Here is a 23,339-nt window from a genome sequence, read left to right as displayed (position 1 = left end):
GTTAGAAGAGTTGAATTTCACCGACTTTATAGCCGTGGCAATTTAGCTGCAACAACGCTTTTTATCTCCCTGAAGCTTATGCCCTGCGAGGTTTTGCCCGATGAACATGCCTGAAAACGCGTCGTCGCCACTGGCCAGCCAACTGAAGCTGGACGCGCACTGGATGCCGTACACCGCCAACCGTAACTTCCAGCGCGATCCGCGTCTGATCGTTGGAGCCGAAGGCAGCTGGCTGATCGATGACAAGGGCCGCAAGGTGTACGACTCGCTGTCGGGTCTGTGGACCTGCGGCGCCGGGCACACCCGCAAGGAAATTCAGGAAGCGGTCTCGAAACAACTGGGCACGCTGGATTACTCGCCAGGCTTCCAGTACGGCCATCCGCTGTCGTTCCAACTGGCCGAGAAAATCACCGACCTGACCCCGGGCAACCTGAACCATGTGTTCTTCACCGATTCCGGTTCCGAGTGCGCCGATACCGCAGTGAAAATGGTGCGTGCCTACTGGCGTCTGAAAGGTCAGGCGACCAAGACCAAAATGATCGGCCGCGCCCGTGGTTATCACGGTGTGAACATCGCCGGCACCAGCCTCGGTGGTGTCAACGGCAACCGCAAACTGTTCGGTCAGTCGATGATGGACGTCGATCACCTGCCGCACACGCTGCTGGCCAGCAACGCATTCTCCCGTGGCATGCCGGAGCAGGGCGGCATCGCCCTGGCCGATGAGCTGCTGAAACTGATCGAACTGCACGACGCCTCGAACATCGCCGCGGTGTTCGTTGAGCCTATGGCGGGTTCCGCTGGCGTATTGGTGCCGCCTCAGGGTTATCTGAAACGTCTGCGCGAGATTTGCGATCAGCACAACATTCTGTTGGTGTTCGACGAAGTGATCACCGGTTTCGGTCGTACCGGCACCATGTTCGGCGCCACCACGTTCGACGTGACCCCGGACCTGATGTGCATCGCCAAGCAAATTACCAACGGCGCGATTCCGATGGGCGCGGTGATTGCCAGCTCCGAGATCTATCAGACCTTCATGAACCAGGCGACGCCGGAATACGCTGTGGAGTTCCCGCATGGCTACACCTATTCGGCGCACCCGGTGGCTTGCGCCGCAGGCCTGGCGGCACTGGATCTGCTGCAAAAAGAAAACCTGGTACAGAGCGTTGCAGAAGTCGCTCCGCATTTCGAAAACGCGCTGCACGGTCTGAAAGGTTCGAAGAACGTTATCGACATCCGCAACTTCGGTCTGGCCGGTGCGATCCAGATTGCCGGTCGTGACGGCGACGCGATCGTGCGTCCGTTCGAAGCGGGCATGGCCTTGTGGAAAGCCGGGTTCTACGTACGCTTTGGCGGCGACACCCTGCAGTTCGGCCCAACCTTCAACAGCAAGCCGCAAGACCTTGATCGTCTGTTCGACGCGGTCGGCGAAGTGCTGAACAAGCTCGACTGATTTTTCCTTCTATATATACCTAAAAAAACGGGCACTCCTCAAAGGGTGCCCGTGGACAAGAATTCAGGAGTTTTCGATGAGCGTTATCCCGCATTTGATCAATGGCGAACTGGTGACCGAGAACGGTCGCGCGGTTGATGTGTTCAACCCGTCCACCGGTCAGGCTATCCACAAGCTGCCATTGGCGAGCCAGGCAACCATCCAGAAAGCCATCGATGCCGCCAAGGCCGCGTTCCCGGCATGGCGCAATACGCCACCGGCCAAACGTGCGCAGGTGATGTTCCGTTTCAAGCAACTGCTGGAACAGAACGAAGCGCGCATCTCGCAATTGATCAGCGAAGAACACGGCAAGACCCTGGAAGACGCCGCCGGTGAATTGAAGCGCGGTATCGAGAACGTTGAGTTCGCCTGCGCCGCCCCGGAAATCCTCAAGGGCGAGTACAGCCGCAACGTCGGCCCGAACATAGATGCATGGTCGGATTTCCAGCCGCTGGGCATTGTTGCCGGCATTACGCCGTTCAACTTCCCGGCCATGGTGCCGCTGTGGATGTACCCGCTGGCGATCGTCTGCGGCAACTGCTTCATCCTCAAACCGTCCGAGCGTGATCCAAGTTCCACGCTGCTGATCGCCCAGCTGCTGCTGGAAGCCGGTCTGCCAAAAGGCGTGATGAGCGTCGTTCATGGCGACAAGACTGCAGTGGACGCGCTGATCGAAGCGCCGGAAGTCAAAGCGCTGAGCTTTGTCGGTTCGACGCCGATTGCCGAGTACATCTACGCCGAAGGTACCAAGCGCGGCAAACGCGTTCAGGCGCTGGGCGGTGCGAAGAACCACGCAGTGCTGATGCCGGATGCCGATCTGGACAACGCGGTCAGCGCACTGATGGGCGCGGCTTACGGTTCTTGCGGCGAGCGCTGCATGGCGATTTCGGTTGCCGTGTGTGTCGGTGATCAAGTGGCGGATGCTTTGGTGGCCAAACTGGTTCCACAGATCCAGGCACTGAAAATCGGTGCAGGCACTTCGTGCGGTCTGGACATGGGGCCACTGGTGACCGGTCAGGCGCGCGACAAAGTCAGCGGTTATGTTGATGACGGCGTGGCAGCGGGCGCGACCCTTGTGGTCGACGGTCGTGGTTTGAGCGTGGCAGGGCATGAAGAAGGTTTCTTCCTCGGCGGCTGCCTGTTCGACAACGTCACCCCTGAGATGCGTATCTATAAAGAAGAGATCTTCGGGCCGGTGCTGTGCGTTGTCCGGGTCAACAGCCTGGAAGAGGCGATGAAGCTGATCAACGATCACGAATACGGCAACGGCACCTGCATCTTCACCCGTGACGGTGAAGCGGCGCGTCTGTTCTGCGACGAGATCGAAGTCGGCATGGTTGGCGTCAACGTGCCGCTGCCGGTGCCGGTGGCTTACCACAGCTTCGGCGGCTGGAAACGTTCGCTGTTTGGCGACCTGCATGCCTATGGCCCGGACGGCGTGCGCTTCTATACCCGTCGCAAGGCAATCACCCAGCGCTGGCCGCAGCGTGCGAGCCATGAGGCGTCGCAGTTCGCTTTCCCTAGCTTGTAAGTAGAAGGGCAGTGCACAGAAGGCCGACCTTTTAAGGTCGGCCTTCGCGTTTTCCGGCTTTTTTGACCGATGTGACAGATTTATGAAGATTAGAGGTTGACGGCAGATCTCAGATGTCTATAATTCGCCCCACTTCCGACGCAGTCGAAACGGAAAACTCCTTGATATTCAATGAGTTATACGGTTTTCGGTAGCGGGTCGCTTCAGTTCATCGAAGCCTTGAAGGAGTTGAAAGAGTCGTGATGTTTGGCGCTTTTAACGGTTCGATCTTCTCGGTCGAAAGCGGAGCAAAAGAGGTGTTGACAGCAGCGTTTAACGCTGTAGAATTCGCCTCCCGCTAACGAGAGATCGGAAGCGCAAGTGGTTGAAGTTGTTGAGGAATTCTTCGAAAACTTCTGAAAATAATCACTTGACAGCAAATGAGGCTGCTGTAGAATGCGCGCCTCGGTTGAGACGAAAGATCTTAACCAATCGCTCTTTAACAACTGAATCAAGCAATTCGTGTGGGTGCTTGTGGAGTCAGACTGATAGTCAACAAGATTATCAGCATCACAAGTTACTCCGCGAGAAATCAAAGATGTAACCAACGATTGCTGAGCCAAGTTTAGGGTTTCTTAAAAACCCAAAGATGTTTGAACTGAAGAGTTTGATCATGGCTCAGATTGAACGCTGGCGGCAGGCCTAACACATGCAAGTCGAGCGGATGAGAGGAGCTTGCTCCTGGATTCAGCGGCGGACGGGTGAGTAATGCCTAGGAATCTGCCTGGTAGTGGGGGACAACGTTTCGAAAGGAACGCTAATACCGCATACGTCCTACGGGAGAAAGCAGGGGACCTTCGGGCCTTGCGCTATCAGATGAGCCTAGGTCGGATTAGCTAGTTGGTGAGGTAATGGCTCACCAAGGCGACGATCCGTAACTGGTCTGAGAGGATGATCAGTCACACTGGAACTGAGACACGGTCCAGACTCCTACGGGAGGCAGCAGTGGGGAATATTGGACAATGGGCGAAAGCCTGATCCAGCCATGCCGCGTGTGTGAAGAAGGTCTTCGGATTGTAAAGCACTTTAAGTTGGGAGGAAGGGCAGTAACTTAATACGTTGCTGTTTTGACGTTACCGACAGAATAAGCACCGGCTAACTCTGTGCCAGCAGCCGCGGTAATACAGAGGGTGCAAGCGTTAATCGGAATTACTGGGCGTAAAGCGCGCGTAGGTGGTTTGTTAAGTTGGATGTGAAATCCCCGGGCTCAACCTGGGAACTGCATTCAAAACTGACAAGCTAGAGTATGGTAGAGGGTGGTGGAATTTCCTGTGTAGCGGTGAAATGCGTAGATATAGGAAGGAACACCAGTGGCGAAGGCGACCACCTGGACTGATACTGACACTGAGGTGCGAAAGCGTGGGGAGCAAACAGGATTAGATACCCTGGTAGTCCACGCCGTAAACGATGTCAACTAGCCGTTGGGAGCCTTGAGCTCTTAGTGGCGCAGCTAACGCATTAAGTTGACCGCCTGGGGAGTACGGCCGCAAGGTTAAAACTCAAATGAATTGACGGGGGCCCGCACAAGCGGTGGAGCATGTGGTTTAATTCGAAGCAACGCGAAGAACCTTACCAGGCCTTGACATCCAATGAACTTTCCAGAGATGGATTGGTGCCTTCGGGAACATTGAGACAGGTGCTGCATGGCTGTCGTCAGCTCGTGTCGTGAGATGTTGGGTTAAGTCCCGTAACGAGCGCAACCCTTGTCCTTAGTTACCAGCACGTTATGGTGGGCACTCTAAGGAGACTGCCGGTGACAAACCGGAGGAAGGTGGGGATGACGTCAAGTCATCATGGCCCTTACGGCCTGGGCTACACACGTGCTACAATGGTCGGTACAAAGGGTTGCCAAGCCGCGAGGTGGAGCTAATCCCATAAAACCGATCGTAGTCCGGATCGCAGTCTGCAACTCGACTGCGTGAAGTCGGAATCGCTAGTAATCGTGAATCAGAATGTCACGGTGAATACGTTCCCGGGCCTTGTACACACCGCCCGTCACACCATGGGAGTGGGTTGCACCAGAAGTAGCTAGTCTAACCTTCGGGAGGACGGTTACCACGGTGTGATTCATGACTGGGGTGAAGTCGTAACAAGGTAGCCGTAGGGGAACCTGCGGCTGGATCACCTCCTTAATCGACGACATCAGCTGCTTCATGAGCTCCCACACGAATTGCTTGATTCATTGAAGAAGACGAAAGAAGCAGCCCGAAATTGGGTCTGTAGCTCAGTTGGTTAGAGCGCACCCCTGATAAGGGTGAGGTCGGCAGTTCGAATCTGCCCAGACCCACCAATTTTGTGTGGGAAACGCCTGTAGAAATACGGGGCCATAGCTCAGCTGGGAGAGCGCCTGCCTTGCACGCAGGAGGTCAACGGTTCGATCCCGTTTGGCTCCACCACTACTGCTTCTGAAGTTCGAAAGCTTAGAAATGAGCATTCCATCAGTGTGATGATGAATGTTGATTTCTAGTCTTTGACTAGTTCGTTCTTTAAAAATTTGGGTATGTGATAGAAAGATAGACTGAACGTTACTTTCACTGGTAACGGATCAGGCTAAGGTAAAATTTGTGAGTTCTCTTAATTGAGAAATTCGAATTTTCGGCGAATGTCGTCTTCACAGTATAACCAGATTGCTTGGGGTTATATGGTCAAGTGAAGAAGCGCATACGGTGGATGCCTTGGCAGTCAGAGGCGATGAAAGACGTGGTAGCCTGCGAAAAGCTTCGGGGAGTCGGCAAACAGACTTTGATCCGGAGATGTCTGAATGGGGGAACCCAGCCATCATAAGATGGTTATCTTGTACTGAATACATAGGTGCAAGAGGCGAACCAGGGGAACTGAAACATCTAAGTACCCTGAGGAAAAGAAATCAACCGAGATTCCCTTAGTAGTGGCGAGCGAACGGGGACTAGCCCTTAAGTTGATTTGAGATTAGCGGAACGCTCTGGAAAGTGCGGCCATAGTGGGTGATAGCCCTGTACGCGAAAATCTCTTAGTCATGAAATCGAGTAGGACGGAGCACGAGAAACTTTGTCTGAATATGGGGGGACCATCCTCCAAGGCTAAATACTACTGACTGACCGATAGTGAACTAGTACCGTGAGGGAAAGGCGAAAAGAACCCCGGAGAGGGGAGTGAAATAGATCCTGAAACCGTATGCGTACAAGCAGTGGGAGCAGACTTTGTTCTGTGACTGCGTACCTTTTGTATAATGGGTCAGCGACTTATTTTCAGTGGCGAGCTTAACCGAATAGGGGAGGCGTAGCGAAAGCGAGTCTTAATAGGGCGTCTAGTCGCTGGGAATAGACCCGAAACCGGGCGATCTATCCATGGGCAGGTTGAAGGTTGGGTAACACTAACTGGAGGACCGAACCGACTACCGTTGAAAAGTTAGCGGATGACCTGTGGATCGGAGTGAAAGGCTAATCAAGCTCGGAGATAGCTGGTTCTCCTCGAAAGCTATTTAGGTAGCGCCTCATGTATCACTGTAGGGGGTAGAGCACTGTTTCGGCTAGGGGGTCATCCCGACTTACCAAACCGATGCAAACTCCGAATACCTACAAGTGCCGAGCATGGGAGACACACGGCGGGTGCTAACGTCCGTCGTGAAAAGGGAAACAACCCAGACCGTCAGCTAAGGTCCCAAAGTTATGGTTAAGTGGGAAACGATGTGGGAAGGCTTAGACAGCTAGGAGGTTGGCTTAGAAGCAGCCACCCTTTAAAGAAAGCGTAATAGCTCACTAGTCGAGTCGGCCTGCGCGGAAGATGTAACGGGGCTCAAACCATACACCGAAGCTACGGGTATCATCTTCGGATGATGCGGTAGAGGAGCGTTCTGTAAGCCTGTGAAGGTGAGTTGAGAAGCTTGCTGGAGGTATCAGAAGTGCGAATGCTGACATGAGTAACGACAATGGGTGTGAAAAACACCCACGCCGAAAGACCAAGGTTTCCTGCGCAACGTTAATCGACGCAGGGTTAGTCGGTCCCTAAGGCGAGGCTGAAAAGCGTAGTCGATGGAAAACAGGTTAATATTCCTGTACTTCTGGTTATTGCGATGGAGGGACGGAGAAGGCTAGGCCAGCTTGGCGTTGGTTGTCCAAGTTTAAGGTGGTAGGCTGGAATCTTAGGTAAATCCGGGATTCTAAGGCCGAGAGCTGATGACGAGTTATCTTTTAGATGACGAAGTGGTTGATGCCATGCTTCCAAGAAAAGCTTCTAAGCTTCAGGTAACCAGGAACCGTACCCCAAACCGACACAGGTGGTTGGGTAGAGAATACCAAGGCGCTTGAGAGAACTCGGGTGAAGGAACTAGGCAAAATGGCACCGTAACTTCGGGAGAAGGTGCGCCGGTGAGGGTGAAGGACTTGCTCCGTAAGCTCATGCCGGTCGAAGATACCAGGCCGCTGCGACTGTTTATTAAAAACACAGCACTCTGCAAACACGAAAGTGGACGTATAGGGTGTGACGCCTGCCCGGTGCCGGAAGGTTAATTGATGGGGTTAGCTAACGCGAAGCTCTTGATCGAAGCCCCGGTAAACGGCGGCCGTAACTATAACGGTCCTAAGGTAGCGAAATTCCTTGTCGGGTAAGTTCCGACCTGCACGAATGGCGTAACGATGGCGGCGCTGTCTCCACCCGAGACTCAGTGAAATTGAAATCGCTGTGAAGATGCAGTGTATCCGCGGCTAGACGGAAAGACCCCGTGAACCTTTACTATAGCTTTGCACTGGACTTTGAATTTGCTTGTGTAGGATAGGTGGGAGGCTTTGAAGCGTGGACGCCAGTTCGCGTGGAGCCATCCTTGAAATACCACCCTGGCAACTTTGAGGTTCTAACTCAGGTCCGTTATCCGGATCGAGGACAGTGTATGGTGGGTAGTTTGACTGGGGCGGTCTCCTCCTAAAGAGTAACGGAGGAGTACGAAGGTGCGCTCAGACCGGTCGGAAATCGGTCGTAGAGTATAAAGGCAAAAGCGCGCTTGACTGCGAGACAGACACGTCGAGCAGGTACGAAAGTAGGTCTTAGTGATCCGGTGGTTCTGTATGGAAGGGCCATCGCTCAACGGATAAAAGGTACTCCGGGGATAACAGGCTGATACCGCCCAAGAGTTCATATCGACGGCGGTGTTTGGCACCTCGATGTCGGCTCATCACATCCTGGGGCTGAAGCCGGTCCCAAGGGTATGGCTGTTCGCCATTTAAAGTGGTACGCGAGCTGGGTTTAGAACGTCGTGAGACAGTTCGGTCCCTATCTGCCGTGGACGTTTGAGATTTGAGAGGGGCTGCTCCTAGTACGAGAGGACCGGAGTGGACGAACCTCTGGTGTTCCGGTTGTCACGCCAGTGGCATTGCCGGGTAGCTATGTTCGGGAAAGATAACCGCTGAAAGCATCTAAGCGGGAAACTTGCCTCAAGATGAGATCTCACTGGAACCTTGAGTTCCCTGAAGGGCCGTCGAAGACTACGACGTTGATAGGTTGGGTGTGTAAGCGCTGTGAGGCGTTGAGCTAACCAATACTAATTGCCCGTGAGGCTTGACCATATAACACCCAAGCAATTTGCGTCGAAAGGCCAAGTTGCGGTGTGTGAAGACGAAACGAACCGAAAGTTCGATGTTCACAAACACCTAGCTGTCACATACCCAATTTGCTGAAGCGAGGCCATCTGGTCACGAGTCAGTACCCGAATTTCTTGACGACCATAGAGCGTTGGAACCACCTGATCCCATCCCGAACTCAGCAGTGAAACGATGCATCGCCGATGGTAGTGTGGGGTTTCCCCATGTGAGAGTAGGTCATCGTCAAGATTAAATTCCGAAACCCCAATTGCGAAAGCAGTTGGGGTTTTGTTTTGCCCGCAGGAAAGTTCTTACAGCACTCGTAGACGCCGTCCGGCTGTCATCATCTGCCGACAATGCTAAGGTTCTGACCTGGCTATTTATTCGCCCAAGGAAGTCTTATGCCGGACGCCCAGTCCCTCAACGCTGCATTCATGGTGGTCCAGAGCAATAGCCTGGACGAACTGCGCAGCCTGGTGGTCAGCATCATGCGGCGCTATCCGCTGGCTCCCCTGGAGAACGAAATTGCCTTGGTGCAGAGCAATGGCATCGCCCAGTGGTTGAAACTGGCTCTGGCTGAAGATCCTGAGGAAAACGACCTCGGTGGTTGTGGCATCGCGGCAGCGATAGACGTTCAACTGCCCGGCAGTTTCATGTGGCAGCTCTATCGTATGGTTTTGGGCCGAGATGAAATTCCAGCCAAATCCCTGCTCGATAAAGCACCGCTGACCTGGCGCCTCATGCGTCTGCTGCCTCAGGTCATCGACCGTGCGCATTTCGAACCGTTGCAACGCTTCCTCACCCACGACACCGACTTGCGCAAGCGCTATCAGCTATCCGAGCGCCTGGCGGATCTGTTCGACCAATATCAGGTGTATCGAGCCGACTGGCTTGAGGATTGGGCTGAAGGTCGGCATCAACTGCGCAATGTCAGAGGTGAAGTAAAGCCACTATCGCCCACCAGTTGCTGGCAGGCTGAACTCTGGCGCGCGCTCCTGGAAGATGTAGGTGCAAAAGGTATGGCGCAAAGCCGCGCCGGTGTACATCAGCGGTTTATCGAGCGCATTGGTAGCATCGAGCAAGCACCTGCCGCGCTGCCTTCACGAGTGATCGTCTTCGGGATTTCTTCGCTTCCGGCTCAAGTGCTTGAAGCCTTGGCTGGACTTGCGCGATTCAGCCAGGTTTTGCTCTGTGTGCACAACCCATGTCGCCATCACTGGGCCGACATCGTTGCCGACAAGGATTTGCTGCGTCACCAGTACAAGCGGCAATCGCGCAAGAGCGGCATGCCTGTCGTACTTGATCCCGAGACCATGCATCAACATGCCCACCCTCTATTGGCCGCGTGGGGTAAGCAAGGTCGCGACTATATCAACCTGCTCGATAGCTATGACGACCCAAACAGCTATCGAGCGGCATTTCGCGATGGGCGTATCGACCTGTTCAGCGAAACTCAGCCACATAACCTGCTCAATCAGCTCCAGGACGACATCCTCGAATTGCGTCCGCTTGATGAGACTCGCGAGCATTGGCCGGCCGTTGATCTGGCACACGACAACTCGATCCGTTTTCACATCGCTCACAGCGCTCAACGCGAGGTGGAGATTCTCCATGATCAACTGTTGGCACGTTTCAGCGCCAATCCGGATCTACGCCCTCGCGACGTGATCGTGATGGTGCCGGACATCGACAGCTACGCACCGCATATCCGGGCGGTGTTTGGTCAGCTTGAACGGCATGATTCCCGTTTTATCCCGTTCACCTTGGCAGATCAGGGGCAACGCGGTCGTGATCCTCTGCTGATTGCGGTTGAACACCTGCTCAAACTGCCGGACAGTCGTTTCCCTGTCAGTGAAATCCTCGACTTGCTCGACGTTCCCGCATTACGCGCTCGTTTCGGCATGGAGGAGCGCGACTTGCCGACGTTGCATCGCTGGATTGAAGGCGCGGGTGTGCGTTGGGGAATGAACGCCGAGCAGCGTGCCGGGCTAGGTTTGCCGGATGAACTGGAGCAGAACAGTTGGCATTTCGGTTTGCGACGAATGCTCCTTGGCTACGCAGTCGGCAGCTCGACTGACTGTGCGGGTATCGAGCCCTATGATGAAATCGGGGGGCTGGATGCCGCATTGATCGGTCCGTTGGTGGCTCTGCTCGATGCTCTGGAACTTGCACACCAGGAGCTCACCCGACCGGCACAGCCCAAGGTGTGGGGGCATCGGCTGCAAGCGTTGATGCAGTTGTTCTTTAAAGCCAGTAACGAACACGACGATTACTTGCTGACCCAACTGGAAGAGCTTCGTGAAACCTGGCTCGAGACCTGCGAGGCGGTAGGTCTTGAAGATGAACTGCCACTGACCGTCGTTCGCGAGGCCTGGCTTGCCGGGCTGGATCAGGGGCGTTTGTCCCAGCGCTTTCTTGCCGGCGCGGTGAACTTTTGTACGCTGATGCCCATGCGTGCCATTCCTTTCAAACTGGTCTGTTTGCTGGGGATGAACGATGGCGATTACCCGCGTGCACAACCGCCGCTCGACTTCGACCTGATGGGCAGCGACTACCGCCCCGGGGACCGCTCCCGACGTGAGGATGATCGCTATCTTTTGCTCGAGGCGCTTCTGTCTGCGCGCAATCAGCTCTACATCAGTTGGGTCGGTCGCAGCATTCGTGACAACAGCGAGAGACCTGCTTCGGTGCTGATCGGCCAGTTACGCGATCACCTCGCCAGTGGTTGGCGATTGATTGATGACAGTCAGGATCTGTTGAGCGCCATGACCGAGGAGCATCCGCTGCAACCCTTCAGTGCCCGCTATTTTCACGAGGGAGATCAACTGTTCAGCTATGCCAGCGAGTGGCAGGTTCTGCATCAACCTCATGAGCTACGAAACGAGGCTGAGTTACTCGCCCCTTATGTACAAGAGGAACCGTTGAGCCTGGCTCTGTTGCAGGACTTTTTACGTAATCCGGTTCGGCACTTTTTCACCCAGAGACTCAAGGTCTACTTCGAAGCCGCCGATGCACCGCTGGCCGATGAAGAGCCTTTCGTACTGGACGCTTTGCAGCGCTATACGCTCAGCGACAGCCTGCTCGAAGCTGCGCTCAGGCAACCGGACAATGTCGAGCAGGCGCTCGAGGCTCAGGCTCGACGGCTGCAAAATAGCGGCCTGTTGCCAATGGCCGGGTTCGGCGAATGCCTGCAAAGGGAATTGATTGAGCCACTGCCTGACTTGCTGCAACGCTATCAGCAACTACTGACGCTTTGGCCGACTCCGCTCGCCAGTGCCATCCCTATCAGTCTCGAGTTGCAGGGGTTGCGTCTTGAAGGATGGCTTTCGGGTTTGCATCAACGCGCCGACGGAGGCGTGTTGTCGGTCACGACCATTCCCAACAGCATCGGCTCAATCAAAAGCCGCAAATGGCACCGTCTGATCAAACCCTGGGTCAATCATCTCGTGGCTTGCGCCAGCGGGCTCTCATTGACCACCGCATTGGTGGCCAGTGACGACACATTGCTGCTCGAGCCCATGGAACAAAACAGGGCCGTTCGGTTTCTTGGCGACCTTCTTCTAGCCTGGCAGGCCGGCATGCGTCAGCCTCTGCCGATCGCCGTGAAGACCGCTTTTGCCTGGCTATCTCAGACCGACCCGTTCAAAGCAGAAGCAGCTGCCCGAAAAGCCTACGAAGGTGACGGACAGACCAGCGAAGGCGAACGCCGCGAAAGTCCAGCGCTGTCCCGCCAATTCGCTGACTTCGATGCATTACTCGCGGACGAAACATTTTCCGGTTGGTGTGACGCCTTGTATCGCCCTCTGTTGGAAGCGCCTTGGCGTTCATTGTCCAGTGAAGGTGCGCGCGCATGAGTACCAAGACACCGCTTGCTCTGGCGTTCCCGTTGCGTGGCAGCCAGTTGATCGAGGCCAGTGCCGGCACCGGCAAGACGTTCACCATTTCTGCGCTTTACCTGCGGCTCATCCTTGGTCATGGCGGCGAGTTGAATGGCTTCGCCCGCGAACTGCTGCCTCCACAGATTCTCGTGGTGACGTTCACCGATGCTGCGACCAAAGAGTTGCGTGAGCGGATCCGCACGCGTCTTGCCGAGGCCGCGCGATTCTTCCGCGATGAGACGCCAGCGCCTGACGGCTTGATCGCTGAACTGCGAGAGCAATTCGAGCCTCAACAATGGCCGGGTTGCGCCAATCGTCTGGACATCGCCGCGCAATGGATGGACGAAGCCGCTGTCTCCACCATCCACAGTTGGTGCCAACGCATGTTGCGCGAACATGCGTTCGACAGCGGCAGTTTGTTCACCCAATCCCTGGAAACCGATCACAGCGATTTGCTCGGCGAAGTGCTGCGCGATTACTGGCGGCTGTTCTGTTACCCGATGCAGGGCGATGCGTTGAACTGGGTTCGCAGCAACTGGGGTGGGCCTGCGGCGTTGCTGCCTCGGGTGCGGGGCTTGTTTGCCAGCGAGCGTGACAGCGACGAAGGCAAGGCTCCGGCGGAGCTGATCGATGACTGCATGCGCGAGCGTCGTGCGGCGTTGATCGAATTGAAAATGCCTTGGCGGCAGTGGGCCGATGAATTGCTCGCTATCTGCCATCAGGGCGTCGCCAGTAAAACCGTAGACGGTCGCAAGATGCAGGCCCGCTACTTTGAACCGTGGTTCGAAAAGCTTAAAACCTGGGCCGAAGACGAGGCTCTCGAACAACTGGACATCGGCACCGGATTCATTCGGCTGACGCCCGACGGCATGGCCGAGGCCTGGAAAGGCCAGCCTCCAAGCCATCCGGGGCTGGACGCGATGTCAGGGCTCAAATCAAGTCTTGATGCATTGCCGACACCGGACGCGGCGGTATTGCAGCACGCCGCCAAGTGGGTAGGCGCACGCTTTGAAGAAGAGAAGCGACGTCGTGCCGAGATGGGCTTCGACGACATGCTGTTGCGCCTGGATGCAGCACTGCAATCAGAGGGCGGCGAGCGTCTTGCTACGCTGATCCGTGAGCAGTTCCCGGTCGCACTGATTGACGAGTTCCAGGACACCGACCCGGTGCAGTACCGGATCTTCGAAAGCATCTATCGAATCGAAGACAACAATCCGGACACGGGGCTGTTTCTGATCGGTGACCCCAAACAGGCGATTTACGCCTTTCGCGGCGCAGACATCTATACCTACTTGCGTGCTCGCCAAGCCACCACCGGTCGCCTGCATACCTTGGGTACCAACTTCCGTTCCAGTCACGGCATGGTGAAAGCGGTCAACCACGTCTTTGAACGCGCCGAGTCTCGCGAGCAGGGCCGCGGCGCGTTTTTGTTCCGAGAGAAAAACGGTGAAAACCCGGTACCGTTCCAACCGGTGGAATCTCAGGGCCGTAAAGAGAAACTGCAGATTACCGGGCAGGACGTCGCGGCGCTGAATGTCTGGCACTTGTCCACCGATCAACCTCTGTCAGGCGCGGTTTATCGCCAACAATTGGCAGCCGCTTGCGCCAGTGAAATCACCGCACTGCTCAATGGCGGTCAGACCGCAAACTCTGGCTTCAGTCAGGACGGCAAGGACTTCAAAGGCCTGCGACCTGCCGACATCGCAATCCTCGTACGCGACGGCAAAGAAGCCCAGGCGGTGCGTGGTGAACTCGCTGCACGCGGCGTGCGTAGCGTTTACCTGTCGGATAAGGATTCGGTTTTCGCCGCTCAGGAAGCCCATGATCTGTTGTCCTGGCTCAAGGCCTGCGCCGAGCCGGATGTCGAGCGTTCCCTGAAAGCCGCGTTGGCCTGCATCACCCTGAATTTGCCACTGGCTGAGCTGGAGCGTCTGAACCAGGACGAACTGGTCTGGGAAACCCGGGTCATGCAGTTCCGTGGTTATCGCGAGCTATGGCGCAAACAAGGTGTGCTGCCGATGCTTCGGCGCCTGCTGCATGACTTCCGCTTGCCGCAGACCTTGATCGCCCGCAGCGACGGCGAGCGGGTGCTGACCAACCTTCTGCATCTGTCGGAGCTGATGCAACAAGCCGCTGCCGAACTGGATGGTGAGCAAGCGCTGATCCGTCACTTGGCGGAACTGCTGGCGTTGTCCGGCCAGGCTGGTGAAGAGCAGATTCTGCGTCTGGAAAGCGACGAGCAACTGGTCAAGGTCGTGACCATCCACAAATCCAAAGGCCTCGAATATCCACTGGTGTTCCTGCCCTTCATCTGTTCATCGAAACCGGTGGATGGCAGCCGATTGCCGTTGCATTACCACGATGCTTCGGGCAAAGCCCAAGTGAGCCTGAAGCCCACCGCCGAACTGATTGCACAAGCCGACGATGAGCGTCTGGCCGAAGACTTGCGCCTGCTCTATGTCGCCCTGACTCGTGCGCAACATGCTTGCTGGCTGGGGGTGACGGATCTCAAGCGTGGCAATAACAACAGCTCGGTGCTGCACCTTTCTGCCCTTGGCTACTTATTGGGCGGTGGCGCCTCTCTGGGTGAGTCCGTTGCCCTTGAACGTTGGCTGCAAGACCTGCAACAAGACTGCCCTGCCATCAGCGTCGGTGAAATGCCGCAGCCCAGCGACGAGCACTACCAGCCGCCGCGTAATGAAGCCGTCCTCAGTGCCACTCTGCTGCCCAAGCGCAAGGCCAGCGAAAACTGGTGGATTGCGTCTTACAGCGCGCTGCGCATCAGCGACGTATTGAGTGTTGGCAGTGATGAAGCACCGGACAGTCCTCAGGCACAAAAGCTTTTCGATGACGAGCGACTCGATCCCGACGCGCCGCGAGAAATCATTGCCGGAGGCGCCGATATCCATCGTTTCCCGCGTGGCCCCAATCCTGGGACCTTTCTCCATGGTTTGCTGGAGTGGGCGGGTGACGACGGTTTTGCCGTTACCCGTGAGGCGTTGGAAGATGCCATTGCCCGGCGCTGTAATCTGCGCGGCTGGGAAGGCTGGATCATCACCCTGAGCGACTGGTTGCAGCATCTGCTCAAATCCCCGCTGCCGATCGGTGACCAACCGCCGGTCATTCTCGAGCAACTGAAACAGTATCGGGTGGAGATGGAGTTCTGGTTCGCCAGCCACAAAGTCGATGTGCTCAAACTCGACGATCTGGTGCGTCAGTACACGCACAATGGCGTGGCGCGAGTGGCGGCAGAACCGGTGCAACTCAATGGCATGTTCAAAGGCTTCATCGACCTGACCTTCGAGCACGACGGCCGCTATTACGTGGCGGACTACAAATCCAACTGGCTGGGCAGCGATGACCTGGCCTACACCGAGCAGGCCATGGAACAGTCGATCCTCGATAATCGCTACGACCTGCAATATGTGTTGTACCTGTTGGCGTTGCATCGCCAGCTCAAGGCACGATTGCCCGACTACGATTACGACCGGCATGTCGGTGGCGCGCTGTACCTGTTTCTGCGCGGTACTCGCGCAGCCAGTCGCGGTGCTTACTTTGTGCGACCACCACGGGAGCTGATCGAACGTCTGGACCGGATGTTCCAGGGCAAACCCGAACCCAAGGCCGAGCCCTTGTGGGAACAGGGAGTCCTGTTATGAGCCGCAGCCTGGACGATCTGCTGCCGACACCGCTGGCTGCTGACAGTCTGTCGACACTCGCGCCCCTGACCCGCGCCGATGATTTGCTGGTGCTGCTCACCCGTTGGGTCGAACGTGGCTGGCTGCGCGCGCTGGACAAGGCCTTCGTCGCATTCCTCCACGAGCTTGAGCCGGATACTGATCCACTGGTGCTGCTCGCCGCCGCGCTGACCAGCCATCAACTCGGTCACGGGCATGTGTGCCTGGATCTGTTCGAAACCCTCAAAGCGCCGGACTTTGCCCTGTCGCTACCGCCCGAAGGCGATGTGCTGGGCGGGGTGTTGCTGTTGCCCTCGCAATTGCTTGAGGCACTCGATGGCGCGCATTGGTGCGGGGTTCTGGCGGCGAGCGCCTTGGTTGCATTGTCGGCTGACGGCAGTGATTCCGCGCAGCGACGGCCATTGGTGTTGTCCGGGAAACGGCTGTACCTGCGACGCTACTGGGCCTACGAGCGCCGCATCGACCTCGCCTTGCGCCAGCGCCTCGCACAGCGCGAAGCAACGCCGGATGACCTGCCGCAGCGGTTGAACGAGTTGTTCGGCTCGGCGAAATCCGGCGATGTGATCGACTGGCAAAAACTCGCCTGTGCCATCGCTACGCGTGGCGCATTCAGCATCGTCACTGGTGGCCCGGGCACAGGTAAAACCACGACGGTGGTACGTTTGCTGGCACTGCTTCAGGCGCCGGCGGTGGAGGCCGGCCACCCACTGCGCATTCGCCTGGCGGCGCCGACCGGCAAGGCTGCGGCGCGGTTGACCGAGTCCATCAGTCAGCAAGTGCAATCGCTGAAAGTCGTCGAAGACGTACGGGCGAAAATCCCCTGCGACGTAACCACGGTGCACCGCTTGCTCGGCAGTCGACCCGGCACTCGACACTTTCGACACCATGCCGGCAACCGCTTGCCCCTGGATGTACTGGTGGTCGATGAAGCGTCGATGATCGATCTGGAAATGATGGCGAATCTGCTCGACGCCTTGCCGCCCCACGCGCGCCTGGTATTGCTCGGTGACAAGGACCAACTGGCCTCCGTGGAGGCGGGTGCGGTGCTGGGTGATCTGTGTCGCGATGCCGAAAGTGGTTGGTACAGCCCGAAGACGCGTCAGTGGCTGGAGTCGGTCAGCGGTGAAACCTTGCAGGGCAGCGGTTTGTGTGAAGACGTCGACGACACTCATCCGCTGGCGCAACAAGTGGTGATGCTGCGTCACTCACGGCGTTTCGGCGAGGGCAGTGGTATTGGCCAACTCGCGCGCCGGGTCAATCAGCAATTGCCGGATGAGGCGCGTCAGCTGCTGTCGGCCGGGCACTATGACGATGTGTACTCGTTGCCGCTAAAGGGCGAGCACGATCACAAGCTGGAGCGCCTGTTGCTGGAGGGCCATGGCGATGGCCCGCAAGGTTATCGGCATTATCTGAGTGTGCTGCGCAATCAGCGTCCACCGTCCGGCAGGCCGCTCGAACATCCGGACTGGATCACATGGGCCAGGGAAGTCCTGCAGGCGTTCGACACTTTTCAGCTGCTGTGTGCGGTGCGCAAGGGGCCGTGGGGGGTGGAGGGTTTGAACCTGCGCATTACCGCCGCTTTGCTCAAGGCTCGCCTGATCGACAATGACCAGCAATGGTACGAGGGGCGGCCAGTGCTGATGACGCGCAATGACTACGGCCTGGGTTTGATGAACGGCGACATCGGCATTGCCTTGAAACTGCCCGAGCGCGAAGGACCCGATGCTGGCAAACCGGTGCTGCGTGTGGCTTTCCCGCGCAATGATGGCCAGGGCGGGGTGCGCTTCGTGTTGCCGAGTCGGCTCAATGATGTGGAAACCGTGTACGCCATGACGGTGCACAAATCCCAAGGCTCGGAATTTGCCCACACCGCGTTGATCCTTCCGGATGCCCTGAATCCAGTGCTGACCAAGGAGCTGATTTACACCGGTATAACCCGGGCCAAGCACTGGTTTACCCTGATCGAGCCCCGCGCCGGGGTGTTCGAAGAAGCCGTGCAGCGCAAGGTAAAGCGCCTGAGCGGGCTGATGCTGGAACTGGAAGAGGGGGGCGAGCCTCGAGAGTGATAAAAACAGCCATTGATGGCAATTACTGACCGGTCAGTCAGGAGTCGCTGTCTCGCTGGTGATTCAGCGCTGTGCTATCGTTGCGGCATCATTTCGCTACGATCCAAGAGAATCCCTGCATGAAGCTGGCTGTCTGGGCGACAGAGCGCGTGTTTCGCTGCAAGCGCGCAGTGCTTGTCGGTCTGCTCTGTGCGCTGGCGGGCATGGCCGTCGCACAGCCGCAAACCCCGCCGGGCATGGCTGAGCAACGCGCTGAAGCTGTCACCAAAGTCGTTCTGGGGATTCTCAGCTACGCACGCTGGCCGGTGGAACCTGCGCAATTGCGCCTGTGCATCGTCGGCCCTACCGAGTACACCGACGATCTGGTCAAGGGCACGACCCAGGCCACTGGCCGACCCGTGACCGTGCGCCGTCTGCTGGCGGACAACCCGGCGATCGTCAGCGAATGCGATGCGGTGTACATCGGCAAACTCACCGCGGATGAACGCAGTCGCCTGTTTACCTCGCTGATCGGCCATCCGGTGTTGAGCATCAGCGAAGGCGGTGATCAGTGCACGGTGGGCAGTCTGTTCTGCCTGCGGGTTGGCGACGATCAGGTGTCTTTCGAAGTCAATCTCGACTCCGTCGCCCGCAGTGGCGTACGTATTCACCCAAGCGTCCTGCAGTTGTCGCGTCGCAAACTGGCGGCGCCATGAAACTGTTCAGCTCGAAAGTTCGCCCCACGCTGGGCTCGGTCATTGGTCGCGGCAACTTGATTGTGGCGCTGGTGGCCGTGACGATGGCCAGTGTCTCGCTGACCCTGCTGGGCGTTCTGGCTCTGCGGGTTTACGCCGATCACAACCTGCACCTGATTGCCCGCTCGATCAGCTACACCGTGGAGGCGGCGGTGGTGTTCAACGACAAGGCTGCCGCCACCGAAGCGCTGGCGCTGATCGCTTCCACCGAGGAAGTGGCGGACGTCCAGGTGCTGGACGCTCAAGGTCAATTGCTCGCGCGCTGGCAACGGCCGGAAAACGGCCTGTTCTCGGCGCTGGAAATGAGCATCACCCGGGCGGTTCTGGAAAAACCGATCGACTTGCCGATTCTGCATCAGGACCGTGAAATCGGGCGCGTTCTGCTCATGGGGCATGGCGGCAGCCTGATGAGCTTTCTGCTCAGTGGTCTGGCCGGGATTATCCTCTGTACCGCGATCAGCGCCTGGGTTGCGCTCTCTCTGGCTCGACGCCAGTTGCGCGGCATCATTGGCCCGCTGCACAAACTCGCAGCCGTGGCCCACGCCGCGCGCAGCGAGCGAGCACTGGATCGCCGTGTGCCGCCGGCGCAGATTGCCGAACTAGACAATCTCGGCAACGACTTCAACGCCTTGCTCGACGAACTGGAGTCGTGGCAAACCCATCTGCAGAACGAAAATGAAACGCTCGCTCACCAGGCCAGTCACGACAGCCTGACCGGGCTGCCGAACCGCGCCTTTTTCGAGGGCCGATTGATCCGTGCGCTGCGTAACGCCAGCAAACATCAGGAGCGCGTGGCGGTGCTGTTTCTCGACAGTGATCGTTTCAAAGGTATCAACGATAACTTCGGCCACGCCGCCGGAGACGCGGTGCTGGTGGCAGTGGCCAACCGAGTGCGCGCACAGTTGCGCGAGGAGGATCTGGTCGCGCGGCTCGGCGGTGACGAGTTCGCCGTGCTGCTGACCCCTTTGCACAAGATCGAAGACGCCGAGCGCATCGCCGACAAGATTCTCGCCAGCATGGACATGCCCATCGCGCTGCCGGGCGACACCAGTGTCGTGACGTCGCTCAGTATCGGCATCGCCGTTTACCCCGATCATGGCGCCACGCCCGGAGCCTTGCTCGATGCCGCCGATGCGGCGATGTATCAAGCCAAGCGCCTTTCCCGTGGCGCTCAATTCACGGCTGGGTCGGAGCACCCGACCGATCCCGTTCAAACCAGGAGCTGATTTCCGTGTTTACACTGCCCATTCGAATTTTTTCCATTCTGCTGTTGATGGCCACGCTGACCCTGACCGGTTGCCAGACCGCCCCGCAAAAAGGCCTGACTCCCGCGCAGATTGCCGTGCTCAAACAGCAAGGTTTTGAGTTGACCGACGAAGGCTGGGAGTTTGGCCTGTCGGGCAAAGTGCTGTTCGGCAGCGATGTCGAAAGCCTGAACAAACAAAGCACCGAAATCGTCGAGCGCATCGGCAAGGCGTTGCTCAATGTCGGCATCGAGCGAGTGCGGGTCGATGGCCACACCGATGCGTCGGGCAAGGAAAGCTACAACCAGCAACTGTCCCTGCGCCGGGCCAAAAGCGTGGCCAACGTGCTGGGCACGGTCGGCATGAAGCAAGAGAACATCCAGTTGCAAGGCCTGGGCAGCAGCGAACCGGTGGCGCCCAACAACACGGCGGCGGGTCGCACAGAAAACCGCCGCGTCGCGATCGTGGTCAGCGCCGACTAATCGGCGAACCGCATCTCCCGGGTCTGCCCCATCAGCAGACCCTGATTGCGCTCGGTCACCTCACGGATGTAATCCCACAACAGGGTGATCCGCTTGAGCTTGCGCAGATCCTCCCGGCAGTACATCCAGAACTGCCGGGTGATGTCGATTTCCTCGGGCAATACCGGTAGCAGGCGTGGGTCTTGTGCGGCGAGGAAGCACGGCAGAATCGCCAGAGAACGTCCCTGCTGCGCGGCGACGAACTGCGCGATCACGCTGGTGCTGCGCAAATGGGCGCTGGCGCCGGGCAGCACGTTCGCCAGGTAGAGCAGCTCCGAGCTGAACGCCAGGTCATCCACATAACTGATGAATTGATGCTTGCTCAAGTCGGCCGGGCGGCGGATCGGTGGGTGTTGGTCGAGGTAGTCCTGGGTGGCGTAGAGCTGCAAGCGGTAGTCGCAGAGTTTGCAGCAGACGTACGGCCCGTGTTCCGGACGCTCCAGAGCGATGACGATATCGGCCTCGCGTTTGGACAGGCTGATGAAGTGCGGCAGCGGCAGGATGTCCACCGAGATTGCCGGGTAGGCGTCGACGAAATGGCTCAGTTGCGGCGTGATGAAAAAACTGCCGAAGCCTTCGGTGCAGCCCATGCGCACGTGCCCGGACAGCGCCACGCCGGAACCGGAAACCTGTTCGCAGGCCATGTGCAGCGTGCTTTCAATCGACTCGGCATAACCCAGTAGGCGCTGGCCTTCGGTGGTCAATACGAAGCCGCTGGTGCGCGATTTCTCGAACAGCAATGTGCCTAGCGCCGCTTCCAGCGAACTGATGCGCCGCGACACGGTGGTGTAGTCCACCGCGAGCCGTTTGGCGGCCGTGCTGGCCTTGCGGGTACGGGCGACTTCGAGGAAAAACTTGAGGTCGTCCCAGTTGAGCGAACCTAGAGAGGTGATGTTTTTTTGCATGATGGACGGGCTTATATGTGCGTTCTTATTAGAAGTTTGCACATCTATACTCCAAAAACAGTCCGACAACCAATTCGTGACACACGCCTCATCTCAAGGCGAACCCTTCGCCTTGGCTCCTACGATAAAAACAAGTTTTGGAGACCAGCATGAACGCATCGCTTACGCCCAACGAAACCACGGTCCAGAAGGTCAAGCTGCTGATCGACGGCGAGTGGGTCGAGTCGCAGACCACCGAGTGGCACGACATCGTCAACCCGGCGACCCAGCAAGTGCTGGCGAAAGTGCCGTTTGCCACCGCCGCTGAAGTTGATGCCGCCATCGGCGCCGCACACCGTGCCTTCCAGACCTGGAAACTGACCCCGATCGGCGCGCGCATGCGCATCATGCTCAAGCTGCAAGCGCTGATCCGTGAACACTCCAAACGTATCGCCGTGGTGCTCAGCGCCGAGCAGGGCAAAACCATTGCCGACGCCGAGGGTGATATTTTCCGTGGCCTGGAAGTGGTCGAGCACGCGTGCTCCATCGGCACTCTGCAAATGGGCGAGTTCGCCGAAAACGTTGCCGGCGGCGTCGATACCTACACCCTGCGTCAACCAATCGGCGTCTGCGCCGGCATCACGCCGTTCAACTTCCCGGCGATGATTCCGCTGTGGATGTTCCCGATGGCGATTGCCTGCGGCAACACCTTCGTTTTGAAACCTTCGGAACAGGATCCGCTGTCGACCATGCTTTTGGTCGAGCTGGCGATTGAGGCTGGCGTCCCAGCGGGCGTGCTCAACGTTGTTCACGGTGGCAAAGACGTGGTTGATGGCCTGTGCACACACAAGGACATCAAAGCCGTTTCGTTCGTCGGATCGACCGCTGTTGGCACCCACGTCTATGACTTGGCGGGCAAGCACGGCAAACGCGTGCAATCGATGATGGGCGCGAAAAACCACGCCGTGGTGCTGCCAGACGCCAATCGCGAGCAAGCGTTGAACGCACTGGTTGGCGCCGGTTTCGGTGCGGCCGGGCAACGTTGCATGGCCACTTCGGTGGTAGTGCTGGTCGGTGCGGCGAAACAATGGCTGCCGGACCTGAAAGCGCTGGCGCAGAAACTCACCGTCAACGCCGGCAGCGAGCCGGGCACCGATGTCGGGCCAGTGATCTCGAAGAAAGCCAAGGCGCGGATTCTCGACCTGATCGAAAGCGGCATCAAGGAAGGCGCCAAGCTTGAGCTGGACGGTCGCGACATCAAGGTGCCGGGCTACGAACAAGGCAACTTCGTCGGCCCGACCCTGTTCTCGGGCGTGACCACTGACATGCAGATCTACACCCAGGAAATCTTCGGCCCGGTGCTGGTAGTGCTGGAAGTCGACACCCTTGATCAGGCCATTGCGCTGGTCAACGCCAACCCGTTCGGCAACGGCACTGGCCTGTTCACCCAGAGCGGCGCAGCGGCGCGTAAATTCCAGACTGAAATCGACGTTGGCCAGGTCGGCATCAACATCCCGATTCCAGTGCCGGTGCCGTTCTTCAGCTTCACCGGTTCCCGTGGTTCGAAACTCGGCGACCTCGGTCCGTACGGCAAGCAAGTGGTGCAGTTCTATACCCAGACCAAAACGGTCACGGCGCGCTGGTTCGATGACAACAGCGTCAACGACGGCGTGAACACCACCATCAACCTGCGCTGAGGAATC

10 protein-coding genes, 2 tRNA genes and 3 rRNA genes are annotated in these 23,339 nt (G+C 57.7%); 14 read left to right on the top strand and 1 reads right to left on the bottom strand.

The window, feature by feature from the left end; translation table 11 throughout:
• The first annotated feature begins 100 nt into the window (after window positions 1–100).
• From JFT86_RS02860 to JFT86_RS02800, 13 genes are all read left to right on the top strand, one after another.
• The gene (locus JFT86_RS02860) at window positions 101–1,450 is read left to right on the top strand and encodes an aspartate aminotransferase family protein (protein WP_201235607.1); all 1,350 of its coding nucleotides are present in this window, start codon (window positions 101–103) and stop codon (window positions 1,448–1,450) included.
• Window positions 1,451–1,526: 76 nt separating this feature from the next.
• On the top strand, window positions 1,527–3,020 hold the full coding sequence (locus JFT86_RS02855; protein ID WP_201235605.1) for a CoA-acylating methylmalonate-semialdehyde dehydrogenase: 1,494 nt from the start codon (window positions 1,527–1,529) through the stop codon (window positions 3,018–3,020).
• A gap of 634 nt (window positions 3,021–3,654) precedes the next feature.
• Window positions 3,655–5,191: ribosomal RNA gene (locus tag JFT86_RS02850) — 16S ribosomal RNA — on the top strand.
• Between the two features lie 81 nt (window positions 5,192–5,272).
• A tRNA-Ile gene (locus JFT86_RS02845) sits at window positions 5,273–5,349 on the top strand.
• Between the two features lie 30 nt (window positions 5,350–5,379).
• A tRNA-Ala gene (locus tag JFT86_RS02840) sits at window positions 5,380–5,455 on the top strand.
• A gap of 247 nt (window positions 5,456–5,702) precedes the next feature.
• A 23S ribosomal RNA gene (locus JFT86_RS02835) occupies window positions 5,703–8,596 on the top strand.
• 148 nt (window positions 8,597–8,744) lie between these two features.
• A 5S ribosomal RNA gene (gene rrf / locus JFT86_RS02830) occupies window positions 8,745–8,860 on the top strand.
• The 16S, 23S and 5S rRNA genes sit together here with 2 tRNA genes alongside, the layout of an rRNA operon.
• A 152-nt stretch (window positions 8,861–9,012) precedes the next feature.
• Window positions 9,013–12,465 carry an exodeoxyribonuclease V subunit gamma gene (recC, locus tag JFT86_RS02825; RefSeq protein ID WP_201235603.1) on the top strand — a complete coding sequence of 1,151 codons (3,453 nt, stop codon included), beginning with the start codon at window positions 9,013–9,015 and terminating at the stop codon, window positions 12,463–12,465.
• Window positions 12,462–16,148, top strand: a complete 3,687-nt coding sequence (gene recB / locus JFT86_RS02820; protein WP_201235601.1) for an exodeoxyribonuclease V subunit beta — start codon at window positions 12,462–12,464, stop codon at window positions 16,146–16,148. Before recC ends, recB begins: the two co-directional genes overlap by 4 nt.
• A complete protein-coding gene (gene recD / locus JFT86_RS02815; RefSeq protein ID WP_201235599.1) occupies window positions 16,145–18,253 on the top strand; it encodes an exodeoxyribonuclease V subunit alpha in 2,109 nt (702 codons plus the stop codon). Before recB ends, recD begins: the two co-directional genes overlap by 4 nt.
• A gap of 119 nt (window positions 18,254–18,372) precedes the next feature.
• Window positions 18,373–18,948, top strand: coding sequence for a YfiR family protein (locus tag JFT86_RS02810; protein WP_201235597.1), 576 nt, complete (start codon window positions 18,373–18,375; stop codon window positions 18,946–18,948).
• Entirely contained in the window at window positions 18,945–20,213 is a 1,269-nt protein-coding gene (locus JFT86_RS02805) for a diguanylate cyclase (RefSeq protein ID WP_201235595.1), read from the top strand. The genes JFT86_RS02810 and JFT86_RS02805 overlap by 4 nt, the downstream gene beginning before the upstream one ends.
• A gap of 47 nt (window positions 20,214–20,260) precedes the next feature.
• Window positions 20,261–20,713: an OmpA family protein gene (locus JFT86_RS02800; RefSeq protein WP_201238544.1), complete on the top strand. Its 453-nt coding sequence runs from the start codon at window positions 20,261–20,263 to the stop codon at window positions 20,711–20,713.
• Here JFT86_RS02800 and JFT86_RS02795 read toward each other — a convergent pair.
• The gene (locus JFT86_RS02795) at window positions 20,710–21,657 is read right to left on the bottom strand and encodes a LysR family transcriptional regulator (RefSeq protein WP_201235589.1); all 948 of its coding nucleotides are present in this window, start codon (window positions 21,655–21,657) and stop codon (window positions 20,710–20,712) included. The two genes, JFT86_RS02800 and JFT86_RS02795, sit on opposite strands and share 4 nt — an antisense overlap.
• A 149-nt stretch (window positions 21,658–21,806) precedes the next feature.
• Here JFT86_RS02795 and JFT86_RS02790 point away from each other — a divergent pair, with 149 nt between their 5' ends.
• A complete protein-coding gene (locus tag JFT86_RS02790) occupies window positions 21,807–23,333 on the top strand; it encodes a CoA-acylating methylmalonate-semialdehyde dehydrogenase (RefSeq protein WP_201235587.1) in 1,527 nt (508 codons plus the stop codon).
• The last annotated feature ends 6 nt before the right edge of the window (window positions 23,334–23,339 follow it).

Origin of the sequence: Pseudomonas sp. TH06, assembly GCF_016651305.1 — a bacterium.
Classification (GTDB): Bacteria; Pseudomonadota; Gammaproteobacteria; order Pseudomonadales; family Pseudomonadaceae; genus Aquipseudomonas.
Note: the sequence above shows the minus strand (reverse complement) of the source record. Positions and strands in the feature narration are given on the sequence as shown.